Source organism: Variovorax sp. PAMC28562 (assembly GCF_014303735.1).
Lineage (GTDB): Bacteria > Pseudomonadota > Gammaproteobacteria > Burkholderiales > Burkholderiaceae_C > Variovorax.
In genome coordinates this window covers 3,106,973-3,130,915 of sequence record NZ_CP060296.1, presented here as the reverse complement: position 1 = coordinate 3,130,915, position 23,943 = coordinate 3,106,973, and the positions used below count along the sequence as shown (strand labels likewise).

23 protein-coding genes are annotated in these 23,943 nt (G+C 64.5%); 7 read left to right on the top strand and 16 right to left on the bottom strand.

All coding sequences use genetic code 11. The annotated features are described in order from the left end of the window. Positions 1–24: 24 nt before the first annotated feature. The 5 genes from gloA to H7F36_RS14710 all read right to left on the bottom strand — a co-directional run bounded on the left by gloA (position 25) and on the right by H7F36_RS14710 (position 3,645). Positions 25–564, bottom strand: coding sequence for a lactoylglutathione lyase (gloA, locus tag H7F36_RS14730; RefSeq protein ID WP_187051530.1), 540 nt, complete (start codon positions 562–564; stop codon positions 25–27). Further along, complete coding sequence (locus tag H7F36_RS14725; RefSeq protein WP_187051529.1) at positions 561–935, bottom strand: ribbon-helix-helix domain-containing protein; 375 nt, start codon at positions 933–935, stop codon at positions 561–563. Before H7F36_RS14725 ends, gloA begins: the two co-directional genes overlap by 4 nt. 30 nt (positions 936–965) lie before the next feature. Next, on the bottom strand, positions 966–2,534 hold the full coding sequence (locus tag H7F36_RS14720; RefSeq protein WP_187051528.1) for a GMC family oxidoreductase: 1,569 nt from the start codon (positions 2,532–2,534) through the stop codon (positions 966–968). 52 nt (positions 2,535–2,586) lie between these two features. Next, the gene (locus tag H7F36_RS14715; protein WP_187051527.1) at positions 2,587–3,213 is read right to left on the bottom strand and encodes a twin-arginine translocation signal domain-containing protein; all 627 of its coding nucleotides are present in this window, start codon (positions 3,211–3,213) and stop codon (positions 2,587–2,589) included. Between the two features lie 108 nt (positions 3,214–3,321). After that, complete coding sequence (locus tag H7F36_RS14710) at positions 3,322–3,645, bottom strand: c-type cytochrome (protein WP_187051526.1); 324 nt, start codon at positions 3,643–3,645, stop codon at positions 3,322–3,324. 297 nt (positions 3,646–3,942) lie between these two features. Between H7F36_RS14710 and gcvT the strand changes: the two genes are divergently transcribed. From gcvT to H7F36_RS14690, 4 genes are read left to right on the top strand one after another with little or no spacing between them, the layout of a single operon-like run. Continuing rightward, a complete protein-coding gene (gene gcvT / locus H7F36_RS14705) occupies positions 3,943–5,133 on the top strand; it encodes a glycine cleavage system aminomethyltransferase GcvT (protein WP_187051525.1) in 1,191 nt (396 codons plus the stop codon). A 24-nt stretch (positions 5,134–5,157) separates the two neighbouring features. Further along, a complete protein-coding gene (gene gcvH / locus H7F36_RS14700; protein WP_187051524.1) occupies positions 5,158–5,535 on the top strand; it encodes a glycine cleavage system protein GcvH in 378 nt (125 codons plus the stop codon). Positions 5,536–5,544: 9 nt separating this feature from the next. Beyond that, a complete protein-coding gene (gene gcvP / locus H7F36_RS14695) occupies positions 5,545–8,490 on the top strand; it encodes an aminomethyl-transferring glycine dehydrogenase (RefSeq protein WP_261802301.1) in 2,946 nt (981 codons plus the stop codon). Further along, complete coding sequence (locus tag H7F36_RS14690; RefSeq protein ID WP_187051523.1) at positions 8,487–9,281, top strand: SDR family oxidoreductase; 795 nt, start codon at positions 8,487–8,489, stop codon at positions 9,279–9,281. The genes gcvP and H7F36_RS14690 overlap by 4 nt, the downstream gene beginning before the upstream one ends. A 22-nt stretch (positions 9,282–9,303) precedes the next feature. Here the strand turns inward: H7F36_RS14690 and H7F36_RS14685 are convergent, their stop codons facing one another. Beyond that, the gene (locus H7F36_RS14685; protein ID WP_187051522.1) at positions 9,304–10,218 is read right to left on the bottom strand and encodes a DUF3014 domain-containing protein; all 915 of its coding nucleotides are present in this window, start codon (positions 10,216–10,218) and stop codon (positions 9,304–9,306) included. 64 nt (positions 10,219–10,282) lie between these two features. On the opposite strand from H7F36_RS14685, the gene H7F36_RS14680 reads away from it, so the two are divergent. After that, complete coding sequence (locus H7F36_RS14680) at positions 10,283–10,912, top strand: flavin reductase family protein (protein ID WP_187051521.1); 630 nt, start codon at positions 10,283–10,285, stop codon at positions 10,910–10,912. Positions 10,913–11,023: 111 nt separating this feature from the next. After that, positions 11,024–12,319, top strand: a complete 1,296-nt coding sequence (locus H7F36_RS14675; RefSeq protein WP_187051520.1) for an aspartate carbamoyltransferase — start codon at positions 11,024–11,026, stop codon at positions 12,317–12,319. Positions 12,320–12,343: 24 nt separating this feature from the next. Here the strand turns inward: H7F36_RS14675 and H7F36_RS14670 are convergent, their stop codons facing one another. The 4 genes from H7F36_RS14670 to H7F36_RS14655 form a co-directional block, all read right to left on the bottom strand. After that, positions 12,344–13,024 (bottom strand): alpha/beta hydrolase, encoded by a 681-nt coding sequence (locus H7F36_RS14670; protein ID WP_187051519.1) that lies wholly within the window; start codon positions 13,022–13,024, stop codon positions 12,344–12,346. After that, positions 13,021–14,106 (bottom strand): NAD(P)H-dependent flavin oxidoreductase, encoded by a 1,086-nt coding sequence (locus H7F36_RS14665; protein ID WP_187051518.1) that lies wholly within the window; start codon positions 14,104–14,106, stop codon positions 13,021–13,023. The genes H7F36_RS14670 and H7F36_RS14665 overlap by 4 nt, the downstream gene beginning before the upstream one ends. Positions 14,107–14,205: 99 nt before the next feature. Continuing rightward, a complete protein-coding gene (locus tag H7F36_RS14660) occupies positions 14,206–15,519 on the bottom strand; it encodes an MFS transporter (protein WP_187051517.1) in 1,314 nt (437 codons plus the stop codon). Between the two features lie 8 nt (positions 15,520–15,527). Continuing rightward, complete coding sequence (locus H7F36_RS14655) at positions 15,528–16,340, bottom strand: class II aldolase/adducin family protein (protein WP_187051516.1); 813 nt, start codon at positions 16,338–16,340, stop codon at positions 15,528–15,530. Between the two features lie 159 nt (positions 16,341–16,499). Here H7F36_RS14655 and H7F36_RS14650 point away from each other — a divergent pair, with 159 nt between their 5' ends. Continuing rightward, positions 16,500–17,396: a LysR substrate-binding domain-containing protein gene (locus tag H7F36_RS14650; RefSeq protein WP_187051515.1), complete on the top strand. Its 897-nt coding sequence runs from the start codon at positions 16,500–16,502 to the stop codon at positions 17,394–17,396. Positions 17,397–17,414: 18 nt separating this feature from the next. On the opposite strand, the gene H7F36_RS14645 is transcribed toward H7F36_RS14650, so the two are convergent. The 6 genes from H7F36_RS14645 to H7F36_RS14625 form a co-directional block, all read right to left on the bottom strand. Beyond that, entirely contained in the window at positions 17,415–18,638 is a 1,224-nt protein-coding gene (locus H7F36_RS14645) for a DUF1501 domain-containing protein (RefSeq protein WP_187051514.1), read from the bottom strand. An 18-nt stretch (positions 18,639–18,656) separates the two neighbouring features. Then, positions 18,657–20,237 (bottom strand): DUF1800 domain-containing protein, encoded by a 1,581-nt coding sequence (locus H7F36_RS14640; protein WP_187051513.1) that lies wholly within the window; start codon positions 20,235–20,237, stop codon positions 18,657–18,659. Then, entirely contained in the window at positions 20,234–20,356 is a 123-nt protein-coding gene (locus H7F36_RS22255) for a hypothetical protein (RefSeq protein ID WP_261802300.1), read from the bottom strand. The genes H7F36_RS14640 and H7F36_RS22255 overlap by 4 nt, the downstream gene beginning before the upstream one ends. A gap of 128 nt (positions 20,357–20,484) precedes the next feature. Continuing rightward, on the bottom strand, positions 20,485–21,159 hold the full coding sequence (locus tag H7F36_RS14635) for a DsbA family oxidoreductase (RefSeq protein WP_187051512.1): 675 nt from the start codon (positions 21,157–21,159) through the stop codon (positions 20,485–20,487). A 75-nt stretch (positions 21,160–21,234) separates the two neighbouring features. Further along, positions 21,235–23,175 (bottom strand): bifunctional sugar phosphate isomerase/epimerase/4-hydroxyphenylpyruvate dioxygenase family protein, encoded by a 1,941-nt coding sequence (locus H7F36_RS14630; protein WP_187051511.1) that lies wholly within the window; start codon positions 23,173–23,175, stop codon positions 21,235–21,237. 73 nt (positions 23,176–23,248) lie between these two features. After that, positions 23,249–23,941, bottom strand: coding sequence for a DUF899 family protein (locus tag H7F36_RS14625; protein ID WP_187051510.1), 693 nt, complete (start codon positions 23,939–23,941; stop codon positions 23,249–23,251). Positions 23,942–23,943 lie beyond the last annotated feature (2 nt).

The following is a 23,943-nucleotide window of genomic DNA, read 5'->3' as shown; positions in this document are numbered from 1 at the left end:
GGGATGCCACCGAACATCGAAGACTCAGGATCGACCCAGCTTCTTAAGCCGGGCCGGCTCGACGATCTCGATCCAGTAACCATCCGGGTCTTTGATAAAGGCCACGTCTTTCATCTTGCCCTGATCGGGGCGCTTGACGTACGTCACCCCGTTGTCGTCGAACCACTGCACCGCGGCGTCCAGGTCGGGCACCGAAAAACAGATGTGCCCGAAACCCTGCGGTTGCGCATTGCCGTCGTGGTATTTGAAGTCGACGTCTTTCTCGGTGCCCCAGTTGTGCGTGAGTTCGAGGACGCCGGTCTGGCTGAAAGTCCACACGGTGCGTTCGCCTTCATCGTCGGGCGGTGCGTGGCCAGCCACTGGCTTGTGCAGGAAATAGAGCGAGAACTGCATCTCCGAAAAATCCAGCTTGCGCAGTACCCGCATGCCGAACACGCGACTGTAGAAATCGAGCGCCACCGCCGGATCCTTCACGCGCAGCATGCTGTGGTTGAACACGAAGCTCTGCGACGCTGCATTCGGCTCCGCGCAAACTCCCGGATGGATTTCGGTGGTGAAGCTCATCGGGACGTCGCCACCGCCAAAGGGCGCACCATTGCCGATGCGGCCGATGCGGCCGATACGGCCGACGTTGGCGCCGGGCCAACGATGCGCGGCGGCGTCTCGCTGGCCAGCAGCCGGCGCCGCAGGTAGCGCATGCACGTCACACGCAGGAACGATGCGAAGTTGGGCACTTCACCACGGTGCGCCAGGACCTCGTCGTGAAACGTCGAGATCAATGCATTGGTGGTACGCCCCTCTTCTGCCGCCATTTCGGCCAGCGTGTCCCACATCATGTTCTCCAGGCGCAAGCTGGTGAGCACGCCGTGAATGCGCACGGTACGCGAGCGCTGCTCGTACAGGATCGGGTCGGCGTTGACGAAGAACTCACACATGGCGGCTTCCTTTGATTGACAACAAAAAATTCAGACCGCGCGAGCTGTCATCTGGCTGGCGATGTACTCCGCCTGCCGGATCGCGAGTGTGACGATGGTGAGCGTAGGGTTCTCAGCGCCGCCCGTGGTGAACTGGCTGCCGTCGCTGATGAACAGGTTGGCGATGTCGTGCGTCTGGCCATGGGCGTTGCAGACACTGTCTTTTGCCGATGCCCCCATGCGGCAGGTGCCCATGTTGTGCGTGCTCGGGTAAGGCGGCGTTCGAAACGACTTGATGGCGCCGGCCGCCGCGTAGACACGCTGGCCCTGGCGAAAAGCGTGCTCTCTCATCGCGATGTCGTTCTCGTGGTCGTCGAAGTGCACATTGGGGATGGCGCTACCCCACTTGTCCTTCAAAGTGGCATTGAGCGTGACGCGATTGCTTTCGCGCGGCATGTCCTCGCCGACGATCCACATGCCGGCCAGGCGCGTGTAGTTGTCCATGTACTCGGCAAACTCGGTACCCCAGCCGCCTGGATTCAGGAAGGCTGCCATGAAGGGCACACCGAGAGACAACGTTTCCAGTTCGTAGCCGCCGACGAAGCCGCGCTTCGGGTCGTGACGGGCTTCGTCGCGAATGATGCCGGCCATGGTGGTGCCGCGGTACATGTGGACAGGATCCTTGAACATGCCGTAAACCGATCCGGTCAGATGGCGCATGTAGTTGCGACCGACCTGGCCCGAGCTGTTGGCCAGCCCGTCCTTGTACAGATTGGAAGCCGACAGCAACAGCAGGCGCGGGGTTTCGATCGAGTTGCCGGCGACGCACACGATGCGCGCCTTCTGCCGCTGTTCCTTGCCCTCCTTGTCGAAGTAGACGACCCCATTCACTTTGCCGGCCGCGTCGTGCTCGATGCGCGTGACATGGCTCTCGGGTCGCAGGTCCATGTTGCCGGTCTTCTCGGCTTTGGGCAGCTCGGTGTACAGCGTGCTCCATTTGGCGCCGCTCTTGCAGCCCTGAAAGCAGAAGCCCAGTTGCATGCAACGGCCGCGGCCGTCGCGCGGCTGGCTGTTGATGGCCATGTTGCCGGTATGCACTTCCTTGTAGCCCAGCTTGGTGGCGCCGGCGTAAAGGACCTTGAAGTTGTTGTTGCCCGGCAGGCCCGGGATGCCGTTGGTGCGCGTCACGCCCATCTTGTCTTCCGCGCGTGCGTAGTAGGGCTCCAGTTCCTTCAGCGTGACCGGCCAGTCCATCAGGTTGGCGCCCTTGATATCGCCATACACCGTGCGCACCCTGAATTCATGGTCCTGCAGTCGCAGCGACGCACCGGCCCAGTGGGTCGTGGTGCCGCCCACCGTCTTGCAGATCCATGCCGGCAGATTGGGGAAGTCGGTGGCCACACGCCAGTTGCCCGAGGTGGTCCGGTTATCGAGCCAGGCGATCTGGCCGAACGACTTCCACTCGTCGTTGATGAAGGTGGCGCTGGACTGCAGTGCGCCGGCCTCCAGCACCACCACCTTGATGCCCTTTTGGGCCAACTCGTTGGCCAGCGTGCCGCCGCCGGCACCTGAACCAATGATGACGACCACCGAGTCGTCACTGGAATCGAACTTTGCCATGTTGTCTGTCTCCTGCTTGCTTTGTATGAATAGTCGGGATGGCAGGCGCTGCTCAACCGAGAAACGGCGGCGGGCTGGCGGCCAGGGTCGGCGCCGGCAGCCATTTGAGATCCTGGAAACCACGGGTGATGTAGCCGCCCTTCTCCCAGGCCGAGCCGGGGTAGCCGAAGACCGCGAAGGCCATGTCGTTGTCGTACAGCGAGGTCACGCATTGACCACGCACCGCGTTGAAGAAAGGCGTGCTTTCGATCGCTTTCACCACCGCCAGTTTCTTTGCCGCCGAGGCTTTGACAAAGCTGCCGCCAGCGGATTCGTCGAGCGCGGTAATGCCGGTGCGCAGCATCGGCACCGCCTCGGTTTTGGCATCCAGGTCTTTGACCAGGAGCGCGTAGACCGCATCGGGCAATTTCTTGTGCGGATACAGCACCCGGCCCATGGCCATCAGCGTCTGCCCTTCACTCTTGCTGAGCTGCTGCAGTTCCAGCGCCCAGGCCCGCGACGGCGCCAGCGCCGCCAGCACCGACCCAGCGGCAAGGGTGCCCATCAGGATGCCCGAGCCCTTCAGAAAATTGCGGCGTGCCAGCGGCAGATTCATCTTCGGCACACTGCCGTTGTCTTCGGTGCACGAGTCTGCGTCGGGCAGCGCCAACGCCAACGGTTCAATAGCAATCACACGCATGTCTTGTCTCCGGTTTTTTTGAGTGGCGAGCCAGTGTTGCACCCGCTTCCAGCCTGCAGGTTTTAGCCAGCTACATCCAAGGGAAAGCCCTTGCCATCACGCCCGTGCTCAACGAGCACCACCGAGGATCCACGTGGCCAGGCGCTTCAGATCGGCCTCGGATACCTGGGCCTGCGGCGGCATGGCCATATCGCCCCACTTGCCGGTGCCGCCGTTCCGGATGCTCTTCATGAGAATCTCGACGGCTCCCTTGTCGCCACTGTATTTCGCTGCCACGTCCTGGTAGGCCGGCCCCACCAGCTTGGTGGCCGCGGCATGGCAGCCGAGGCAACCGTACTTGCTGGCCAGTGCCGAATTGGCAAAGGCCGACGCCTGGGCGCCTGTCAACAGCACGGCCAGAACAATGCCGGTTGCCTTGCGGTGTCTTTTCATACTTTGTCTCCTTGCGTGGGTGCGTACGTGACAAGTATTCGGCCAATGAACGCCTGGCGGGTGCTAGCGCGCTATTTACAGGGGTTACCCCATCCTGGCGGGCCTGAATTCGCCACCAAGGTACGGCCGACCCAACACGATCGGCGCGACCCACTACACTGACAGAGGACAAGAGAATGCCTCGCCGTTCGAGGCCGACGAAGGCGCAGGGGCCTCGAACGGGGAACCGGCGCACAGGTAAAAAAACCGACACCGCGTCCCTAGCGAAATCGGGCGCTTTTTTTGCTGGAAATTGCCATGGCCGCTGCCCCATCCGACGCTACCGACGCCTTGCTTAAAACCCCGCTCCATGATCTGCACGTCGAACTCGGCGCCCGCATGGTGCCGTTTGCCGGCTATTCGATGCCGGTGCAATACCCAGCCGGCCTGATCGCCGAACACAAGCACACGCGCAACGCCGCGGGCCTGTTCGACATCTCGCACATGGGCCAGCTGCGGCTGGTCGGGCCCGATGCGGCGGCGGCTTTTGAAACGCTGATGCCGGTCGACGTCATCGGCCTCGCGCCGGGCAAGCAGCGCTACGGCCTGCTGCTGAACGACGAGGGCGGCATCCTCGACGACCTGATGTTCTTCAACGAAGGACACGACTCGATCTTCGTCATCGTGAACGGCGCCTGCAAGGTGGCCGACCTGGCGCACATCCAGCGCAAGATCGGCAACCGATGCGAAGTCCAGCCGCTGCCCGACCATGCTTTGCTCGCGTTGCAGGGGCCGAAGGCTGCGGCCACGATGGCGCGCCTGTGTCCAGGCATCGACCACTTCGTTTTCATGACCGGCGGTGCGGTGTTGATCCACAACGGCGACGGCCCGAAGATTCCGGTCTTCGTCACCCGCAGTGGCTATACCGGCGAAGACGGTTTCGAGATCTCGGTGGCCGCGCGCGATGCCCAAGCGCTCGCGCGACTGCTGCTGGCGCAACCCGAGGTCCAACCGGTCGGCCTCGGTGCGCGCAACTCGCTGCGCCTCGAAGCCGGGCTGTGTTTGTACGGCAGCGACATCGACAGCACCACCACGCCGGTCGAAGCCGCGCTCAACTGGGCGATCCAGAAAGTGCGACGCGCCGGGGGCGCGCGCGAAGGCGGTTTTCCGGGCGCAGACAAAGTGTTGGCACAGCTCACTGCCTCGACCGGCGCCGCCGGTCATACCGACCACGCGACGCTCAAGCGCAAGCGCGTCGGCCTGGTCGCGCTGGAGCGCATCCCGGTGCGCGACGGCACGCTGCTCGAATCGTTCGAAGGCGGACTGGCCATCGGCCAGGTCACCAGCGGCCTGCCCGGCCCGACCGCCGAACGGCCGATCGCGATGGCTTATGTCGCGTTGGCTTATGCCGAGCCCGGTACGCGCATTCAGGCGATCGTGCGCGGCAAGCCGGTCCCGATGGAAGTGACCACGCTGCCTTTCGTTCCGACGCACTATTTCAGAGGCTGAATTTTTTTCTCAAGGAGTTTTCAGATGACAGTCAAATACACCAAAGACCACGAGTGGGTCGATGCCGCCGAGGCAGGCGCTCCGGTCACCGTCGGCATCACGGTCCACGCGCAGGACGCACTGGGCGATGTCGTCTTCGTCGACCTGCCCGAAGTCGGCAAGACCTTTGCGCAGGGCGAAGTCGCCGGCGTGGTCGAGTCGGTCAAGGCCGCGGCCGACGTCTTCATGCCGCTGTCGGGCGAGGTCACTGAAGTGAACGAGGCCTTGCGCGCCGACCCATCGCTGGCCAACAGCGACCCGCTCGGCGCCGGCTGGTTCTTTAAGGTGAAGCTCGCCGATGCACTGCAGCTCGATGCGCTGATGGACGCACCCACCTACGACAAGTTTTCCAGCGAAGCCTGATCACGCACCATGCCGATGTCTGCCCTGCCCTCCTTGCCTTCCCTGCCTTCGTTTCGTGAACTCGAAAACGCAGACGAATTCATCGCGCGCCACATCGGCATCGAAGCGGCCGACGAGGCGCGCATGCTGCTCGTCATCGGGTCGGCCACGCGCAAGGAATTGATCGACGGCATCGTGCCGCCATCGATCCGTCGCACCAGGCCGATGGACCTGCCGCCACCCATCAGCGAAGCCGGCGCGTTGGCCGAGCTGAAGGCAATTGCGGCAAAGAACAAGGTCGCGCGCAACTTCATCGGCCAGGGTTACTACGGCACGCACACGCCGGGCGTGATCCTGCGCAACGTACTGGAGAACCCGGCCTGGTACACGGCGTACACGCCCTACCAGGCCGAGATTTCGCAGGGTCGCATGGAGGCCTTGCTCAACTTCCAGACGATGGTGTGCGACCTCACCGGCATGGCGATCGCCAATGCATCGATGCTGGACGAAGCCACCGCCGCGGCTGAAGCGATGACGCTGGCCAAGCGCAGCGTCAAGAGCAAGAGCGACGTGTTTCTGGTGGCGGGCGACTGCCATCCGCAAACCATCGAAGTGCTGCGCACGCGCGCCGCACCGCTCGGCATCGAGATCAAGGTCAGCACCGCTTCCGACACGCTGCCGCACATGATGGCCAGTGGTGATTTCTTCGGGGCGCTGGCGCAATACCCAGGAACGACAGGGCAAGTGCACGACCTGCGACCGCTGGCCGGCCACGCGCACGCCAAGGGGGCGGCATTCTGCGTGGCCGCCGACCTGCTGGCGCTCACGTTGCTGGCGCCTCCCGGCGAGTGGGACGCCGACATCGTCTGCGGCACCACGCAGCGCTTCGGCATGCCGATGTGCAACGGCGGCCCGCACGCTGCTTACCTGGCATGTCGGGATTCGTTCAAGCGCTCGCTGCCGGGCCGTCTGGTCGGCGTGAGCATCGATGCGCATGGTCAGACTGCCTACCGGCTCTCCCTGCAAACGCGCGAGCAGCACATCCGCCGCGAGAAGGCGACGTCGAACATCTGCACGGCGCAAGTGCTGCCGGCCGTCATCGCCAGCATGTACGCGGTGTATCACGGCCCGGCCGGGCTCACGCGCATCGCGCAACGCGTCGCCGCACTCACCGCGGTGCTGGCGCAAGGGCTCGAGCAGATGGGGCGCGAACTGGTCAACACGACGGCGTTCGATTCACTGACGGTGAAGAGCGGCGACGACACCACGCACATCCTCGAGCGCGCACATGCGGCCAACGTCAACCTGCGCCATCGGCTGCAACAGCACCTGGGCATTTCGCTCGACGAGACGACGACGCGCACCGACATCGAAATGCTGTGGGCGCTGTTCGTACCGGCCGGCACGCCGATGCCGCGCTTCGCCGTACTGGCTGAAAAGGTGACGCCGCGCATCCCCGAAGCGCTGCGCCGCACCAGCGCTTTCATGACGCACCCGGTGTTCAACACCCACAAGAGCGAGACGGCGATGCTGCGCTACATCCGCAGCCTCTCCGACAAGGATCTGGCGCTCGACCGCACCATGATTCCGCTCGGGAGTTGCACCATGAAGCTCAACGCGACGAGCGAGATGATCCCGATCACCTGGCCCGAGTTCGCGAACATTCATCCGTTCGCACCGGCCGACCAGCTCAAGGGCTATGCCGAGCTCGACCAGCAACTGCGCGACTGGCTGTGCGAAGCGACCGGCTATGCGGGCATCAGCCTGCAGCCGAACGCGGGCTCGCAAGGCGAATACGCCGGCTTGCTGGCGATCAAGGCGTTCCACGCATCGCGCGGCGAAGAGCGGCGCAACATCTGCCTCATTCCGTCGTCGGCCCACGGCACCAACCCGGCCAGCGCACAGATGGCCGGCATGCAGGTGATCGTGACGGCCTGCGATGCGCAGGGCAATGTCGACCTCGACGACCTGAGGCGCGCCTGCGAAAAACACAGTGCTGACCTGGCCGCGGTGATGATCACCTACCCGAGCACGCACGGCGTGTTCGAAGCTGGCGTGAAGGAACTGTGCGTGCTGGTGCACGCGCACGGCGGTCGCGTGTATGTCGACGGCGCCAACATGAACGCGCTGGTCGGCGTGGCCGCGCCGGGCGAGTTCGGCGGCGATGTGAGCCACCTCAATCTGCACAAGACCTTCTGCATTCCGCACGGCGGCGGCGGGCCGGGTGTCGGGCCGGTGTGCGTGGTCGCAGACCTCGTGCCTTTCTTGCCGGGACATGCGACGGCCGGTATCGCATCGCATGGCGTCGGTGCCGTATCGGCCGCGCCACTCGGCAACGCGGCGGTGCTGCCGATCAGCTGGATGTACTGCCGCATGATGGGCGCCAAAGGCTTGCAGGCCGCAACCGAGACGGCCATCCTGTCGGCCAACTACATCAGCGCACGGCTGAAAAACCATTACCCCACGCTCTACGCCAGTCAGAACGCCGAAGGTCGCGGGCATGTCGCGCACGAGTGCATCCTCGATCTGCGCCCGCTCAAAGAGACCAGCGGCGTCACCGCCGAAGACGTCGCCAAGCGGCTCATCGACTACGGCTTTCATGCGCCGACGCTGAGCTTTCCGGTGCCAGGCACGCTGATGGTCGAGCCGACCGAAAGCGAGCCGCTGGCCGAACTCGATCGCTTCGTCGACGCGATGATCGCCATCCGTGGCGAGATCCGGCGCATCGAAGAAGGCGTCTGGCCGCAGGACGACAACCCGCTGAAGCACGCGCCTCACACCGCAGCCAGCCTGCTCGGCGCCGAGTGGCCGCACCCGTATTCGCGCGAGCTGGGGGCGTTTCCGCTGGCCGCATTGCGGCAGGCCAAATACTGGCCACCGATTGGGCGGGTCGACAACGTTTATGGGGACCGCAATCTGTTTTGCAGTTGCGTGCCGGTGGAGATGTACGAGACAACTGTGGAGGACAAGACATGAAAGACACCGAAACATTTTCCGGCTTGCTCGAAGGCCAGATCGCCTGGGTGACCGGTGGTGGCAGCGGCATTGGGCTGGCCGGCGCCGTCGCGCTCGCGCAAGCGGGTTGCCGCGTCGTCATCTCGGGGCGCGACGCAGCCAAACTCGCTGGGGCAGTCAAGCAGGCAGCGGACCGCGGCGCGCCATCGGGCAGCATCACGGCCCTGCCGCTGGACGTGTCCGATCGCGCCTCCGTCGAGCGCGTCGCAACCGCCATCCAGGCGCAGCACGGTGGCGTCGACATCCTGGTCAACAGCGCCGGTGTCAACTTTCCGAAGCGCTTCTGGAAAGAGACCGATGCGGCCACCTTCGAGCAGGTCATGGCGATCAACCTCAACGGCGCCACGTTTTGCACGCTGGCCGTGCTGAAGGGCATGCAGGCGCGCCGCCGCGGCACCATCATCAACGTCGCGTCGTTCGCGGGCTGGCACTTCAGCTACCTCACCGGGCCGGCCTACATCGCGAGCAAGGCGGGCTTGATGGCGCTCACGCATTCGTTCAACATCGAAGAATGCGTGAATGGTCTGCGCGCCACCGCGCTGTGTCCTGGAGAGGTATCAACGCCGATCCTCAAGCAGCGCCCGGTCGAGCCGAGCGAAGAAGACAAGGCGCGCATGCTGCAAGAAGACGACATGGGCAAGACCATTCGCTTCATCGCCGAGATGCCGCCGCACGTGTGCATCAACGAGTTGGTGATCTCGCCAGTGTTTAACCGGGTGTACCTCGGCGGGGCGGATATTCAGCGGCGTTGAGTGACAGCACGTCCGGCTCTTGCTAACGCTTCGCCATTTCCCCCGTAGCCACCTGCCCACGCAACGCCCGCAGCTTTGACTTCATCCGCCGCTCGTTGTCCGGCCCCATTCGCACCAGCAGCTTCTGCCCGCTCGACAACGCCTCGAGCTGCGGGTCGGCGAACTCGTAGCGGGTCCACGGCCGTGACGACGGCACGGTGCCTTTCACCTCGGTCAGCTTGAGCTGCAATGGACCCTGCGGCTCGGGGGCCGCCAGCAAATGGTCGATAACCGCGACCAGCCGGTCATTGAAGTACTTGCCCGGATAACCCAGCTCTTCATAGGCCTGCTGAAACAGCGGGTACAGGCGCGCATAGACCGCGACGGCCTTGGCGCTGTCGATCGAATCCGTGAACGCGATGAAGGCGGTGTAGCGCCCGGCATTGGCCGGATCGAGGGTCAGCGTCTCGTCTGTGCGCGTCACTTCGAAGCGCTGCGGCGTGGGTTGCGTTGGCCACATGCGCGAAGGCGCTTGCGCACGCGGCAGGTTGTCGACGGTCGCGACGAAGCGGCGCACGAAGTCATCGATCTGCAGGAACGATGCCACCGACTTGGCGTTCAGCAAATCGGTCAGCGCCTTGGTCACTGCCGCATTCGAATCGGCCAGCGAAGGCAGCGCCGCGTCCGGCTGCGCAAGGGCGTCGATCGGGTTTTGCGGGCCTGTGGCAGCGGGCGCAGCCGGCAGTGCCGCAGGTGTCGCTGGAATGTCCGGCTGTGGCGCCGTTGCAGTCGGTGCGGGCGGTGTCGTTTGCCGCTGTCGCGACCAGTACCACCACCCTGCTGCTGCAGCGGCGGCAAGGACAAGCAGCGCGATAACAATGCGCCACGGCGACGACTCGCGCGCTGGCCTGAATTCTGCTGGGTCTCTGGAATACTCTGATGGATCGCGTTCGGGCATGCATCCCATTAAAAACCCGCCAGCATGACGCGCCGTAACGTCATGTGCACACCATGGACTCCCGATGGACATCGACTTCTCGAAACTGACCGAACATCAGCGCTACAAACTCATGGCGAGCCTGATCGTGCCGCGGCCCATCGCGCTGGTGACCACGCTCGGCGCCGACGGCGTGGTCAATGCGGCGCCCTTCAGCATGTTCAACATGATGGGCGAAGAGCCGCCGATCGTGATGATCAGCGTCAACCGCCTGCAAGATGGCGCGCTCAAGGACACCGCAGCCAACATCGTGCGCGAGCGCGAGTTCGTGGTGCATCTGGCCGACGAAGACACTGCCGAGCAGATGCACCGCTGCGGCGAGCGCCATCCGGCGCATGTGAGCGAACTCGAAGTGGTCGGCTTCACTGCATTGCCGAGCAACTACGTCAAGCCGCCACGCATCGCCGAAGTGCCGGTCGCCTTTGAGTGCACGTTGTGGGAAACGCTCGAAACCGAAAGCCGTCAGATCTTTATCGGCCAAGTGCGGTGGATGCATGCGCGCGACGAGTTGATCGACACCGCACACTGGCGGGTGCGGCTGCAGCACTACTTTCCGATAGGCCGCTTTGGCGCGAGTTTCTACGTGAAGACGCGCGATCGGTACTCGCTGGCAGCGCAGGGCGAAGTGCGGAGTACGCAGATCGACGAGATGTAGCAAAGGGCATCCGTTCGCAGGTCTGTCGCACGAACATTTCGTCCCGCTATTGATATACGCATTGCGTATTTTCTGCGCGCATTCGCATTGCTCATAGCGTATATTTCGCCTATGAGCCAGCAACAAGATCTCCTCCGCGACGCAATGCGCCGCCTCAACCTCACGCGCGACGCATTCTCCGAGCGGCTTGGCGTGCGCCGACGCGCCCTCGACACCTGGCTGCTGCCATCGGAGTCGAGCGAGTCGCGCGCCATGCCGGAGATGGTCGGCAAGTTCGTGGCGGAAATCCTGCAACGCGAAGCACTCGGAGCGGCAGCGGGATCAACAAGCACAGACCAGCGCCCCCTTGTGCAACGCATCGCAGCCGAAGGCAAACCGCAACTGTTGTCTGTCGCGCAATTCGATCGCGGGAGCCTCGAAGACCTGTTCCAGGTCGCAGATGTGATGCAGCCGATCGCGCGCCGCCAAAAAGTCACGCGCATCCTCGAAGGGGCCGTCCTCGGCAGCCTGTTCTTCGAGGCCAGCACGCGCACGCGCGTGAGCTTCGGGGCGGCCTTTTGTCGGCTCGGCGGCACGGTGTGCGACACCACCGGATTCACCTTCTCTTCAATGGCCAAGGGCGAGTCGATCTACGACACCAGCCGCGTGATGAGCGGGTACGTCGATGCGCTGGTTGTCCGACATCCGGAGCAGGGTTCGGTGGCGGAGTTCGCACGCGCGACCAACATTCCGGTCATCAATGCCGGCGATGGTCCGGGCGAACATCCGAGCCAGGCCGTGCTCGATCTCTACACGATTCAGCGCGAGTTCTCGCGCATGGGCAAGCTGGTCGACGGCACGCACATCGCGATGGTCGGCGACCTCAAATACGGCCGCACGGTGCATTCGCTGATCCGGCTGCTGTCGCTGTATCGCAACCTCAAGTTCACGCTGATCGCACCGCCGTCGCTAGAAATGCCGGCCTATCTGGTGGAGCTGGTGGCACAGAACGGTCACGTCATCGAGCAGACTTCATCGCTCGAGCAAGGGCTGCGCGGTGCCGACGTGGTCTACGCGACACGCGTCCAGAAAGAGCGCTTTGCAGAGGGCGAAGTGATGGAGGGCTACACGCCCGAGTTTCAGGTGCGCAAGGCACTGGTCGACGCAGTCTGCAAGCCCGACACCATCCTCATGCACCCGTTGCCGCGCGATGGGCGAGACGGCGCGAACGACTTGAGCATCGACCTCAACCACGATCCGCGGCTGGCGATCTTCCGGCAGACAGACAACGGCATTCCGGTGCGCATGGCGCTCTTCGCGGTGCTGATGGGCGTGGACAAGCAGGTGGCGCGCTCGATGCGCGATGCCGGCTGGCGCTCGCCCGCGCACATCGGGCCGGACGACGCGGACTTCGACGGGCTGGACTGAACGGAGCTGGTCTCAACCGGTCGCTCAAACCAGCGACTGCAGCCAAGCCACCGCTTGCTGCAACTCTGCCGGCCGAATCTCGTGCCCGCCCGGATAGTCGGCGCCCGACAACGCGATCGGCAGGTTGCCGACGAAGGCGCGCGTGTGCTCTGCAGCAGCCAGCGGAATCACGTTGTCCGCGGTGCCATGGCTGACCCACAACGCCTTGCCTTCGAATGCTTCACGCGGCGCCAAATGGCCTTCGATCTGCGGCAGCAAACGGCTGTGCCAGACCATCGCAGCGCGAACTTTTTCAGGCTGCGTGAGCAACAGCGACAGCGACATGATGCCGCCCTGGCTGAAGCCGCCGACGACGACGCGCTCCGGCGGAATGCCCAATTGCTGCGCGGCTGAAACCAGCATCTCGCCGACCAGGAAACGGCTCTCGCGCTCCTGCGCTTCGTCGATGGTGCGCTGACCGGTCGCGCTGACATGAAACGAGAACCACGCGTATGAATCGGGTGACAATACGTTCGGCGCACGCAGGCTGACGACGTGGAACGCCGGCGGCATGTGCGGCGCGAGTCCGAACAGATCGGCCTCGTTGCTGCCGACGCCGTGCATCAACAGCAGCAACCATGGCTCGGCCACATCGGCAGCGGCAGGCCGCTCCAGAAAAGAAAGCGGCAGGCGCAGGCGAGATGATGTCGAGGAGGATTCGGTCATGGAGGCGTCGGGTCGAAAGAATGGGAAAGGAGTGATTGCGCAAAGCCTTTGGCAAGGTTTTGCACGATGTCGTGCGCAGGCAGCGGCTTGCAGCCCGTCGCGTTCTGTCCCGACCATAGCGGGGAAAAGTCGCCACTGCCCTGCGCTTCGGCCTTGGCACGCAATGGCGCGATACCGGCGGTCGCCATCGGAAACTCCGGCGGCGCGGTACCGATCGGTCCGAGCTCGCGCATCACGCGGTTCACGATGCCGCGTGCCGGTCGCCCAGTGAAGACGTTGGTCAACGCCGTGTGCCGCGCGGCCTCGCTTTGCAATGCCGCGCGATGCAGGCTCGTCGTCGTGGCCTCGGGGCACAACAGAAACGCGGTGCCGATCTGAACTCCCGCGGCACCCAGCGTCATGGCCGCCGCGACGCCATCGGCATCGGCGATGCCGCCCGCAGCGATCACCGGCACCTTCAGCGCGCGCACCAACTGCGGCAAGAGCGCGAAGGTACCGAGTTGCCGCGTAAGGTCGTGCGAAAGAAAGTGACCACGATGGCCACCCGCCTCAAGGCCTTGCGCGATGACCGCGTCGGCCCCATGCGCTTCGAGCCACAGCGCCTCGTCGAGCGTTGTCGCCGAGGCCAACACCTTCGAACCCCAACGCTTGACTTTTGCGAGCAGCGCGGGCGACGGCAAGCCAAAATGGAAACTGACGACCGGCGGCTGGAATTCGGCCAGCACGGCCGCCGCCGCTTCATCGAACGGATTGCGGCCAGGCCCGGCACCGACGCTCTTCGGGTCGATGTCGAACTCGCGGTAGTAAGGCGCCAGGGCGCTGCGCCATGCGGCGTCTCGCGTGGCATCGGGCTCCGGCGGCGTGTGGCAAAAGAAGTTGACGTTGTAGGGCTTGTCGGTGCCTGCGCGGATGGCGGTGATCTCGCTACGGATCGCGTCGGCGCCGAGCATGGCGCAGGGCAGCGAACCGAGGCCGCCTGCGTTGCTGACTGCGATGGCGAGTGCACTGCCCTGCACGCCTGCCATCGGCGCCTGAGCAAGGGGTAACGCAGTACCGAAAAGGGTTTGCAAAGTGAGGTGCATGACTGGCTCCTTGGACGGGAACGCCATTGTCCACCGCTCTTCGCAGGCCTTGCACGCACCGTGAACTCGGCCAAATCGCGCTCGCGATTGCGGTAGGCGCTACCTGCGTTGTTCCAGCGCCCGCCTGGACATGGACAGCACGATCGCGCCGCCCACGATGAGACTCGCCGCGATCACGAACAGGCCATTGTTGGTGCTGCCCGTCACGTCCTTGATCCAGCCGACGATGAAGGGGCTGACAAAGCCGGCGAGGTTGCCCACCGAGTTGATGAGTGCGATGCCCGCCGCAGCTGCGGCGCCGCCCAGAAATGCCGGTGGCAAACACCAGAATTGCGCCAGGCCGGTAAGGATGCCCATGGTCGCAATGCTCAGCGTGACCACGGCCCACAGCGGCGTCTGCGGCACGAGCGTGCTCGCCACCAGACCGACAGCACCGACAAGCGCCGGGATGGCGATATGCCAGCGCCGCTCACCGGTGCGGTCTGAGTTGCGGCTGGTCCAGATCATGCAGACCACCGCGGCCGCATAGGGCAGCGCGACCAGCAGGCCGATGGTCGTCGTATTCGCCACGCCCGATGCCTTGACCAGCGATGGCAACCAGAAGCCGATGCCGTACAGACCCATGATGAAGCCGAAGTAGGCCGCGCTCAACACCCACACCTTGGGGTTGCGGAAGGCGCCCGACGCAGAGTGGCTTTCGATATGCGCACCATCGGCGTCGATGTTCTTTTGCAGCATCTGCTTTTCGCGCTCGCTCAGCCAGCGCGCATCGGCGATCTTGTCATTGAGCACGAGCAGCACCAGCACGCCGAGCAGGATGGAAGGCACGGCCTCGATCAGGAACAGCCACTTCCAGCCGGACATGCCCTGCACGCCGTCGAAGGCAGAAAGGATCCAGCCCGACAACGGTCCACCGATCACGCCGGCCATCGGGATGCCCGTCATGAAGAGCGACGTCACCTTAGCGCGGCGTGCGGCCGGGTACCAGTAGGTGAGGTACAGGATGATCCCCGGGAAGAAACCGGCTTCGGCCACACCCAGGAAAAAGCGGAGGATGTAGAACGAGGTCGGTGTCTGCACGAACATCATGCAGCCCGAGATCAAGCCCCAGCTGATCATGATCCGCGCGATCCACTTACGCGCGCCGAAGCGATGCAACGCCAGGTTGCTCGGCACTTCGAAGATGAAATAGCCAATGAAGAAAATGCCGGCGCCCAGACCGTACATTGCTTCGCTGAAGTGCAGCTCGTTAAGCATCTGCAGCTTAGCGAAGCCCACGTTCACGCGGTCCAGATAGGCCGCGACGTAGCAGATGAATAGCAGCGGCAGCAGCCGCCATGTGACGCGCGCATAGGCAGCATCGTCGGCGCGCGGAGTGGCTACCGCAGCACGCGGCAAGGTCGTCGTGTTCATGGTCCGGCTCAGTCGAACATGTCCGGCTGCGTTGCCGCGATCTGGTCGTACAGCGTCTGGAAATGCAGCCAGCCGATGAACTCGCTACCGACATGCTCGCGGCTGTAGCGCGCGCGTTCCGGCGTGACCAGTCGTGGCGTGACGCCGCTGGCGTCGACCAGCAGTTGCTGCTGGCAGCAACGTTCAAGCGCGATGAACCAGAAGGCCGCCGCATCGATGCTGTGGCGGCTGGCCGTCAGCAGCCCGTGGTTTTGGTGGATTGCCGCCTTCACGCCCTTGAACGCGTTGGCGACCTTGTTGCCAGCCTCTTTCTCGACAGCGACCTGGCCTGCCTCATCGCCGATCACCGCGTGGTCTTCGAAGAACGCGGCGGCGTCCTGCGTGATGGGTTCGAGCTTCTTGCCGAGCGATGCGAAGGCCGTGCCGTACACCGTGTGCGCATGGCACATCGCGAGGATGTCGGGGTGCGCGTCATGCACCGCGGCATGCAACACGAAGCCGGCGCGATTGACTGCGTAGTCGCCTTCGACGACCCTGCCATCGTGGTCCACCAGGATCAGGTTCGACACCTTGACCAGCGAGAAATGCACCGCCATCGGGTTGGTCCAGTACAGGTGCGGCCGCTCCGGATCGCGAATCGTCAAGTGGCCTGCGAAGCCGTAGTCGAATCCTTGCTGCGCGAACGCACGGCAGGCGGCGACGAGATGTTCCTTCAGGTACTGGCGCTCTTCGGCGTGGTTGGTGAAGGTCGGGATCTCGGGGAACTTCAGTCCAACCTGTTCGGGCTGATAAACCGAAATGCGCTTCTTGATGTCGAGCATGTTGTTGTCTCTGGCTGGTTGTGTTGCAGGTTGCGAATGCAAGTCGTGACGGGCACGCAAGACGCAGATCATCCGCATCGGCGGCCGCGTTGACAAAGGACGACTGTTCCCCAATGGCTGAAACAGATTCATCTATGCTCGTGAAAACCAGCACTTCCGATGCGACGTCTTCCATCCTTCTTCGCACTCCGCGCCTTCGAGGCAGCGGCGCGGCTTGGCGGCTTCACGCAAGCAGGCGAAGAGCTGCATCTGACGCCGTCCGCCATCAGCCATCAGGTGCGCGCGCTTGAAACATGGTTCGGCCGTGCGCTCTTCACGCGCGGTGTACGCAAGGTGACGCTGACCGTCGACGGCCAAAGGTTGCTGGACCAGCTAAGTCCGGCTTTCGATCAGATCGAGGATGCGTGCGCCGAGCTGCGTCCACTGCAATCCCGCAGCGAACTCGCGGTCCACTGCTCGCCGAGCTTTGCCGCCAAGTGGCTCGGCCCACGGTTGCCGCAGTTCATGGCGGCGCATCCGTCGATCGTGATCCGCATGTCGTCGAGCGCGGAACCTGCGGACCTTGCCAAATCGACGGACATCGATGTCGACATCGCCTATGGGTTGCCCCCGCCGCATGCCAATGTGATGGTCGAGCCGCTGGGACTCGAGTCGACGGTGCCGATGTGCTCGCCGCGCCTGCTTGAAGGCCGTGACTCGATGACGCCGGCCGATGTGCTGCGATTCACATTGATCGATTCCAAGGTCAATCCGGTGCAGTGGACCGATTGGTGCAAGCTGAACGGGCTCAAGCTGCCGGCCGGTGCGCGGCCCTCTTTCGATCGGGGTTCGATGGTTATCGCTGCTGCAGTCGACGGCATGGGCATCGCCTTGGAGACGACGCGCTTTGCCCAACGAGACCTCGAACGGGGCGATCTGGTGATTCTGGATGGCCCGTCTTTCCATCGGATCGAGCGCGTCACCCATTTCATTTGCTATCGCAAGTCGGCGATCGACAACGAGCGCCTTATCGCGTTTCGTGACTGGATGAAAGCGCAGTTGCTGCCAGCGACCTGAGCGAGCGCCTGTGCGCAGCTAGACCAGCCGCAGATCCCGTGGCGCGACCCCCGCAAATACCCGATCGAGCTGCGCCGGCGACAGTCCGTACATCCGCGCGAACAAGCCGCCGAACACCGCGCGGTATTCGTTCAGCACCGGATAGTCGCGGTTCTGGAACAGGTTGGCTTGCGACAGCTCGACCTGCTCGCCCAACACGCGACCGCCGGCCTGTGCAGCGAGGCCGCCGCCGAGCACCCAGTACACGGTGCCGTGGCCATGGTCGGTGCCCTTGTTGCCGTTCTCACGGAAGGTGCGGCCGAACTCGCTTATGACGACCACCACGGTGTCGCGCCATGCGTCGTCGCCCATCTCTTCCGCAAAGCCGGCGACGCCGCGGCCAAGTTCCTCCAGGCGGTTGGCGAGGTAGCCGGTGCCGGCGCCCTGCCCCACGTGCGTGTCCCAGCCGCCGACATCGACGAAGCCGAGGTCGAAGCGTTCGCGCATCAGTCGCGCCATGCGCCGCGCGATCAGCTCGAAGCCCTTCGACGTCATCGCGTTGCGGCTGGCCGCTTCCATTTCTTCCTTGACGGCGCGCTGTACCTCGTCACGCACCGCGAAGCCTTCGACCACCGGCTGCGCGAGCTTGGTGTTGCGATACATCGCCTCGATCACCTTGCTCTGTCGCGCGTCGATGGCCTGGCGGCCGACCGAGCCGAGCGCCATGTTGGCGGCCTTGGCGTCGCCCCTGAGCGCGATCGGAAGCTGGTCGGTAAAGGCCATCGGCGACACCGCCGTCAGCGGTCCGGCACCGAGCACGCCGGCCAGCCGATTCAAGAAGCCCGAGCGATAGTCGCGGCCGCGATCGAGTGCCTGGCCGAGCTCGATCGAGTCCTGCGTTTCGAAGTGACTGCGCGTGAGGTCGTCCGTGCCGGCGAACGGAATGAACGCCGCCTGCTGCTTCTGGAACAACGGCATCACGCTGGTCGCGAGCGCCGGGTGCAGGCCCCAGTGCGCATCCAGCGGCAGCGCGCCATTGGGCTGACCGGGCCGTGGCACTGCGATGGTCGGCCGCGCGCTGCGATAGAAGTCGTCGGTGGTGCCCGACGCGATGGGCACCAGCAGGTTGGCGCAGTCGTAAGCACCGCGCAGGAACACGACCAGCAGCTTCGCGTTGCCGGCGGCAGGTGCCGCCATGAGCCGGCCCGCGGCACCGGCGAGCGGCGCGGCGCCCATGAGCTTCAAAAGATGTCGGCGTTGCATGTGAGTCTCCGGTACGTGTCAGCGATTCATCAACTCGGGCGAAGCGAGCAGGAACGTGTTCCAGTCCTGCGGCGATCGTGCATCGGCCAGCGCGGCCCGTGTGTCGGCGCCCAAGCCCGGCAACGCCGCACGCACCGCACCCGACTCGGCCAGCGCTGGAAACGCCGGACGCTCCAACGGCGCGCCATCGTCGGTGCGAAACAGCACTGCGCCGTTGGCACCGATGGCGCGCGCGATCTCGAAGCGCGTGGTCATCTGCCCGGCACTGGCCCAAGCCGATTGCGTGAGTGGATAACCATCGGGCGTCTCGTGGCCGTACAGCGGCTCGCCCATGCGGTTGATCCAGCCGATCAGCGGGGCTGTATTTTTCACCACGCGATCGTCGTACGCCAGCCGCACGCCGGCCAGCGCGTAGTGGACCGGATCACGAAACTTGTGGCCGAGCGACGCGCTGAACTCCGGCGAAGAGAACATGGTGGCCAACGCCGCGGCGATGTCGCCATCGCTGCGCGTGAAGGTGTCGGCCATGCGATCGACCAACACCTGCGACGGCTCGTCCGCAACGAAATAAACGGCCAGCTTGCGCGAGATGAAGCGGGCCGTGGCCGGCGCGCGCGCGAGGCGGTCGAGCGCCTCGTCGACTTCGGCCATCCCATGACCCGTGATCGGTCGGCCCAGCAAGGTCTTGCCGCCATAGTCGTGGCGCTGCGGGTTGAACTCGAACAGCCCGCGGCGCACGTAGTCCTCCGCGAGCGCGGGACGCATGCGCGGCGCTGGCTCGTCGGTCGCGCGCAGTGTCACGCCGACGCCGGTGAGCACGCGCGCCAGCTCCTGCACGTCGGCTTGCGAATAGCCGCTGCCAACACCCAACGTGTGCAGCTCCATCAGCTCGCGCGCATAGTTTTCGTTGATGCGATTGGCGGCGTTCTGTGCGTTGTCCAGATAGCGCAGCATGGCCGGATGCCGCAACGTGGCACCGAGCAGATCGCGAAACCTGCCGAGCGCGTGCGGCCGGATGGCGCTGTCTTCGTAGTCGCCGATCAGCGCGCGAAGGTTGTCCTTGCGCACGTTGACGTTGAAGTGATTCATCCAGAACCATGTCATCTGCTCCTGCAACTGGTTCGGCGAATAGAGCGCCCGCAGCACGAATCGTTGTTGCGCCTCGCGCGACAGCCGGTTGAGCTCCTGCTGATAGGCCTGGCGCGCGGCCTTCTTCTGGTCTTCGTCGGGCAAGGCATCGGCCGCCTTGCGTTGTGCCTCTAGCGCGATGGCGAGCTGGTCGACCGGGGTGCGCGAAATGGTCATGCCGTCGACCTGCGCCTGCGCTGCGGTTGGCAGTGCGGCCGGCCGTGGATTGAGCTGTTCGCGCATCCACGGGCCGAGCCCTCGGCGCGTCAACTGCGCCTCAGTGGCGGTGCTGGCGCCCCAGCTCACCCGATTGAGCCAGAGCAGGCGTGTGGCTTCGTCCACCGGTGCCACTGGCAGAGTGACCGTAGCGACCGCGCGGCCCGAACCGGGACCGGTGGAACAACCCGTCAGGAGCACCAGCGCGCAGGCACCGAGCACGCCGAGGCCGACCGCTGCGCGCAGGGTGGTCATTCGCGGCGCATGTCGTGACGCCGCACATCGCCGATGGCATGTTGCGCCGCGTCAAGCGCCGCAGTGGCTGCAACGGCAGCGGCAGCGAATGCCAGTGCCGCGATAAACCTTGTCTTCATGTCAGTGTCCTTGACGGGTGAACAACGGCAACAGCCGCCTCCTCTCAACCCGCCAGGACACACCGGCGTTGACCTGCTTTACCCGCAATGCACAAAGGGAATTAATTTACTCCTTGTGCCCGCACAAGTCAGGCTGTCGACAGCCTCGCCGGGGCCGCGCCGGCGATCTGCCGCAGCGCGCGTTCGAACACTTCGACCGGCTGGCCGCCCGAAATCAGGTGCTGGTTGTTGATGATGATCGCGGGCACCGAGTGGATGCCGGCGTCGGTGTACATGCGTTCGCGCTCGCGCGTTTCTTCGGCGTACTCGTCGCTCGCCAGAATCTCGCGTGCACGCGCTTCGTCGAGCCCCGCTGCGCCGGCGAGCCGCACCAGCACCTCGGCGTCCGAAGGGTTTTCGCTGTCGGTGAAGTAGGCCTTGAGCAGCGACTTCTTGAGCACGATCTGCTTGTTAACGTCTTCCAGCTCGGCCCAGTGCAGCAGCCGATGCGCATCGAAGGTGTTGTAGATGCGCGGCCGGCCGCCGGCACTGAACTGGAAGCCGACCGCAGCGCCGCGCGCACGGATCATCTCTCGCGCCTCCGCCTGCTGCTCGCGCGACGAGCCGTACTTCTGGTTCAGATGCTCGAAGGTGTCTTGCCCTTCCTTCGGCATCTGCGGGTTCAGCTCGAACGGCTGAAAGTGCAGCTCGGCCTTGACGTCGGGCGCGACACGAGCCAGCGCCGCTTCGAGCGCACCGAGTCCGACGGCGCACCAGGGGCACGACACATCGGACACGAAATCGATCTTCAGTTGAGTTGTCATCGTTTCATTGTTCACAAGCACCACAACCCTTATCGCGCGCAAGGTTTTGCCCTCGACAAACTTGATGCGGCAAGTTCACTCCTGCGCCTGCGATGCCATGCGCGCCGGTGCGTTGCTGGCGCCATAGCCGTCGTATGCGCCGATGCGCTGCACGACTTCGAAAAACAGTCCCTGCTCGAAACTCTCTGTGTAGATATGAAGGTAGTCGCCCGTGGCCGAACGGTCGAACAGCACGCCGGCAGCGCGCATGCGGTCGGGCAGCGCGGCGTCGATGTCGAGCCGGGTCGGCAGGTCGTCGTAGTAGTTGTCGGAGATGGGCACGAATCGCACGCCGTTCCCACGCAGCGCAGCGACCGTCTCGAAGATGTCGTCGCAGGCCAGCGCGATGTGATGCACCGCGCCGCCGCCCGTCACGCTCACGGTGCGCGCGGTGCGGGTGCGCTGGCTCATCGACACGTTGAGTACCAGCCGCACGCTGCGGTCGGCGTTGGCGACGCCGCGGCTGCGGATCAGGCCGAAGGGGTCGGCCAGCTCCAGGCTCTCGCCGGGTTCCAGGCCGAGCACGGCGCGCGAGAAAAGCACCCAGGTGTCGAGCTGATCGACCGCGAGGCCGAACGCGACATGGTCGATCGACTTCAACCCGACGACGGGCGCGCCAGAAGTCGGCGCTGCGTCGTCTTCCATGATGAAGTCCGCTTCGTACAGCCCATTGCTGCCGAGCGACGAGGCCACGAAGTGCAAAAGGTTGCCACCCGGCGCCGCGATGGCGGGCACCTGCACTTCGTCGGGACCGAGCGGGCTGTCATGCCGCTGCGAGCGCATGGCAGTGGCGCGCGCGGCAGCGCCCTGTGGATCGTCGGTGCGAATGCCCAGCGCACACACCGTGGTGCCGTGCGCCTCGAAACGACTGCGCGCGAACGAGTCGGGTTGCGCGTTGACGATGAGATGGATATCGCCCTGCCGATACAACGCGACCGCCTTCGAGCGATGCTGCCCGACGCGCTTGAACCCAAGCTGTTGCAGCAACGCGCCGAGCGTGCCGGCCGATCCCGCCGGACCCTCGCCGGCTGCGAACTCGATGAATGTGATCCCCGAGAGTGCCGGCATCGGCGGCGGGCTGAACAACTCGATGGTGTCGCGCACGCGCTGCGACCGGGTTGAAGTTTCGCGTGTCGTCGACTGCGCCTCGGCCTGCACTTGAAGACGATCGCGCACCTGGCTTTCAAGGTACAGCAGCGAGCGCATCGCATCGACCGCGGTGCGCCGGTTCGGCGTTTCGAGGAACACGTCGTTGAAAATCTCCAACGACAGCGGCCCGGTGTAGCCGGCCAGCAGCGCCTTCTCGAAAAACGTTACGACATCGAAATCGCCCTGCGCCGGAAACGAGCGATGGTGGCGTGCCCACTGCAGCACCGACATGTCGAGCAGCGGCGCGTCGGCCATCTGCAAAAAGAAGATCTTGTCGCCGGGGATCTCGGCAATGCCCGCCGGATCGTCCTTCAGCGACAGCGTATGAAAGCTGTCGAGGATCAAGCCCAGATGCGAATGATCGGCGCGGCGCACGATGTCCCAGGCCTGGCTGTAGAGGTGGGTCTTGCAACCCCACGCCAGTGCCTCGAAGCCGACCCGCAGGTTGCGACGCGCGGCTCGGTCGGCCAATTCATGCAACTGCTCCGCGGCGAGCGCAGGGTCGTCGATCGTTGCCGGCGAGGTGTTCGAGCAGCACAGCACCAGCGGCGCGCCCAGCGCTTGCATCAGGTCGAACTTGCGCTCGGCGCGCTCCAGGCTCCGGCGGAATTGCGGCTCCGGCATGGCTTCGAAATCACGAAACGGCTGGTACAGATCGATCGACAGGCCCAGGTCTTTGGTGATGCGGCCGAGTTCAGCCGCGCTGCCGTTGAAGTTGATGAAGTCGTTCTCGAACAGTTCGATGCCGTCGAAACCTGCAGCAGAAATCGCTTCGAGTTTTTGACGCAGCGTGCCGCTCAGGGACACGGTCGCGATGGAGCGATGCATGGTGGCAATCAGTCGTTCGATGTGAGGCGGTACGCCATGGGTGCGACTGTAGAAAGGCACTGCGCCGCTCAACTCAATACGCCAGCTTCGGATACCAGTCGCTGCCGCGCCCCGCTGGCGTGAGGTCGAGGATGTTCCACAACGGCGTCGGGTCTGGAGCACCGCGAGCGTCTTCGCCGGGGTCGGTCGTGCCGCCGAGTTCCGATCCCCAGAAATGGAAGACCTTGCCGTCACGCTTGACCCACACGTCGAGCGCCGGCCATTCGTTGCCATCCGGCGCGAGCCCGCGATAGTCGCGAGCGAAGTCGTCGCCGACGGTCGCGTAGAACTCGAGGTTGCGCCAGCCGCGCTCGCGTGCGAACGCCAACTGACGCTCGACTGGCGAGCGCCCGATCACGGCGATCGCCACCTTCTGCGAGATGTCGCGCGCCGGGGTGTCGATCGCGCCGAGAAACGCGGTGCACATCGGACAGGCTCGCTTTCGCTCGGGGCCGTACATCCAGAAGTAAGTGACGAGCGTGTCGTGCTCACCGAATAAATCGATCATTGGCAATGTCTTGCCGTTCTCGTCCTTGAACTCGTAGCCGCGCGCTTCGCCGCCCGTGGGCAGGGCCCGGCGTTGTGCGGCGACGCGCTCGATGTGGCGTCGAAGCTCGATCTCTTCGGCCAGCAGCGCCGTGCGTGCCTTGCGGTACTCGGCGCTGTCGTTGGGATACGGCTTGCTCGCTGCAGCGGCGAGTTCGGTCGCAGGTTTCAGTGCGGTCATCG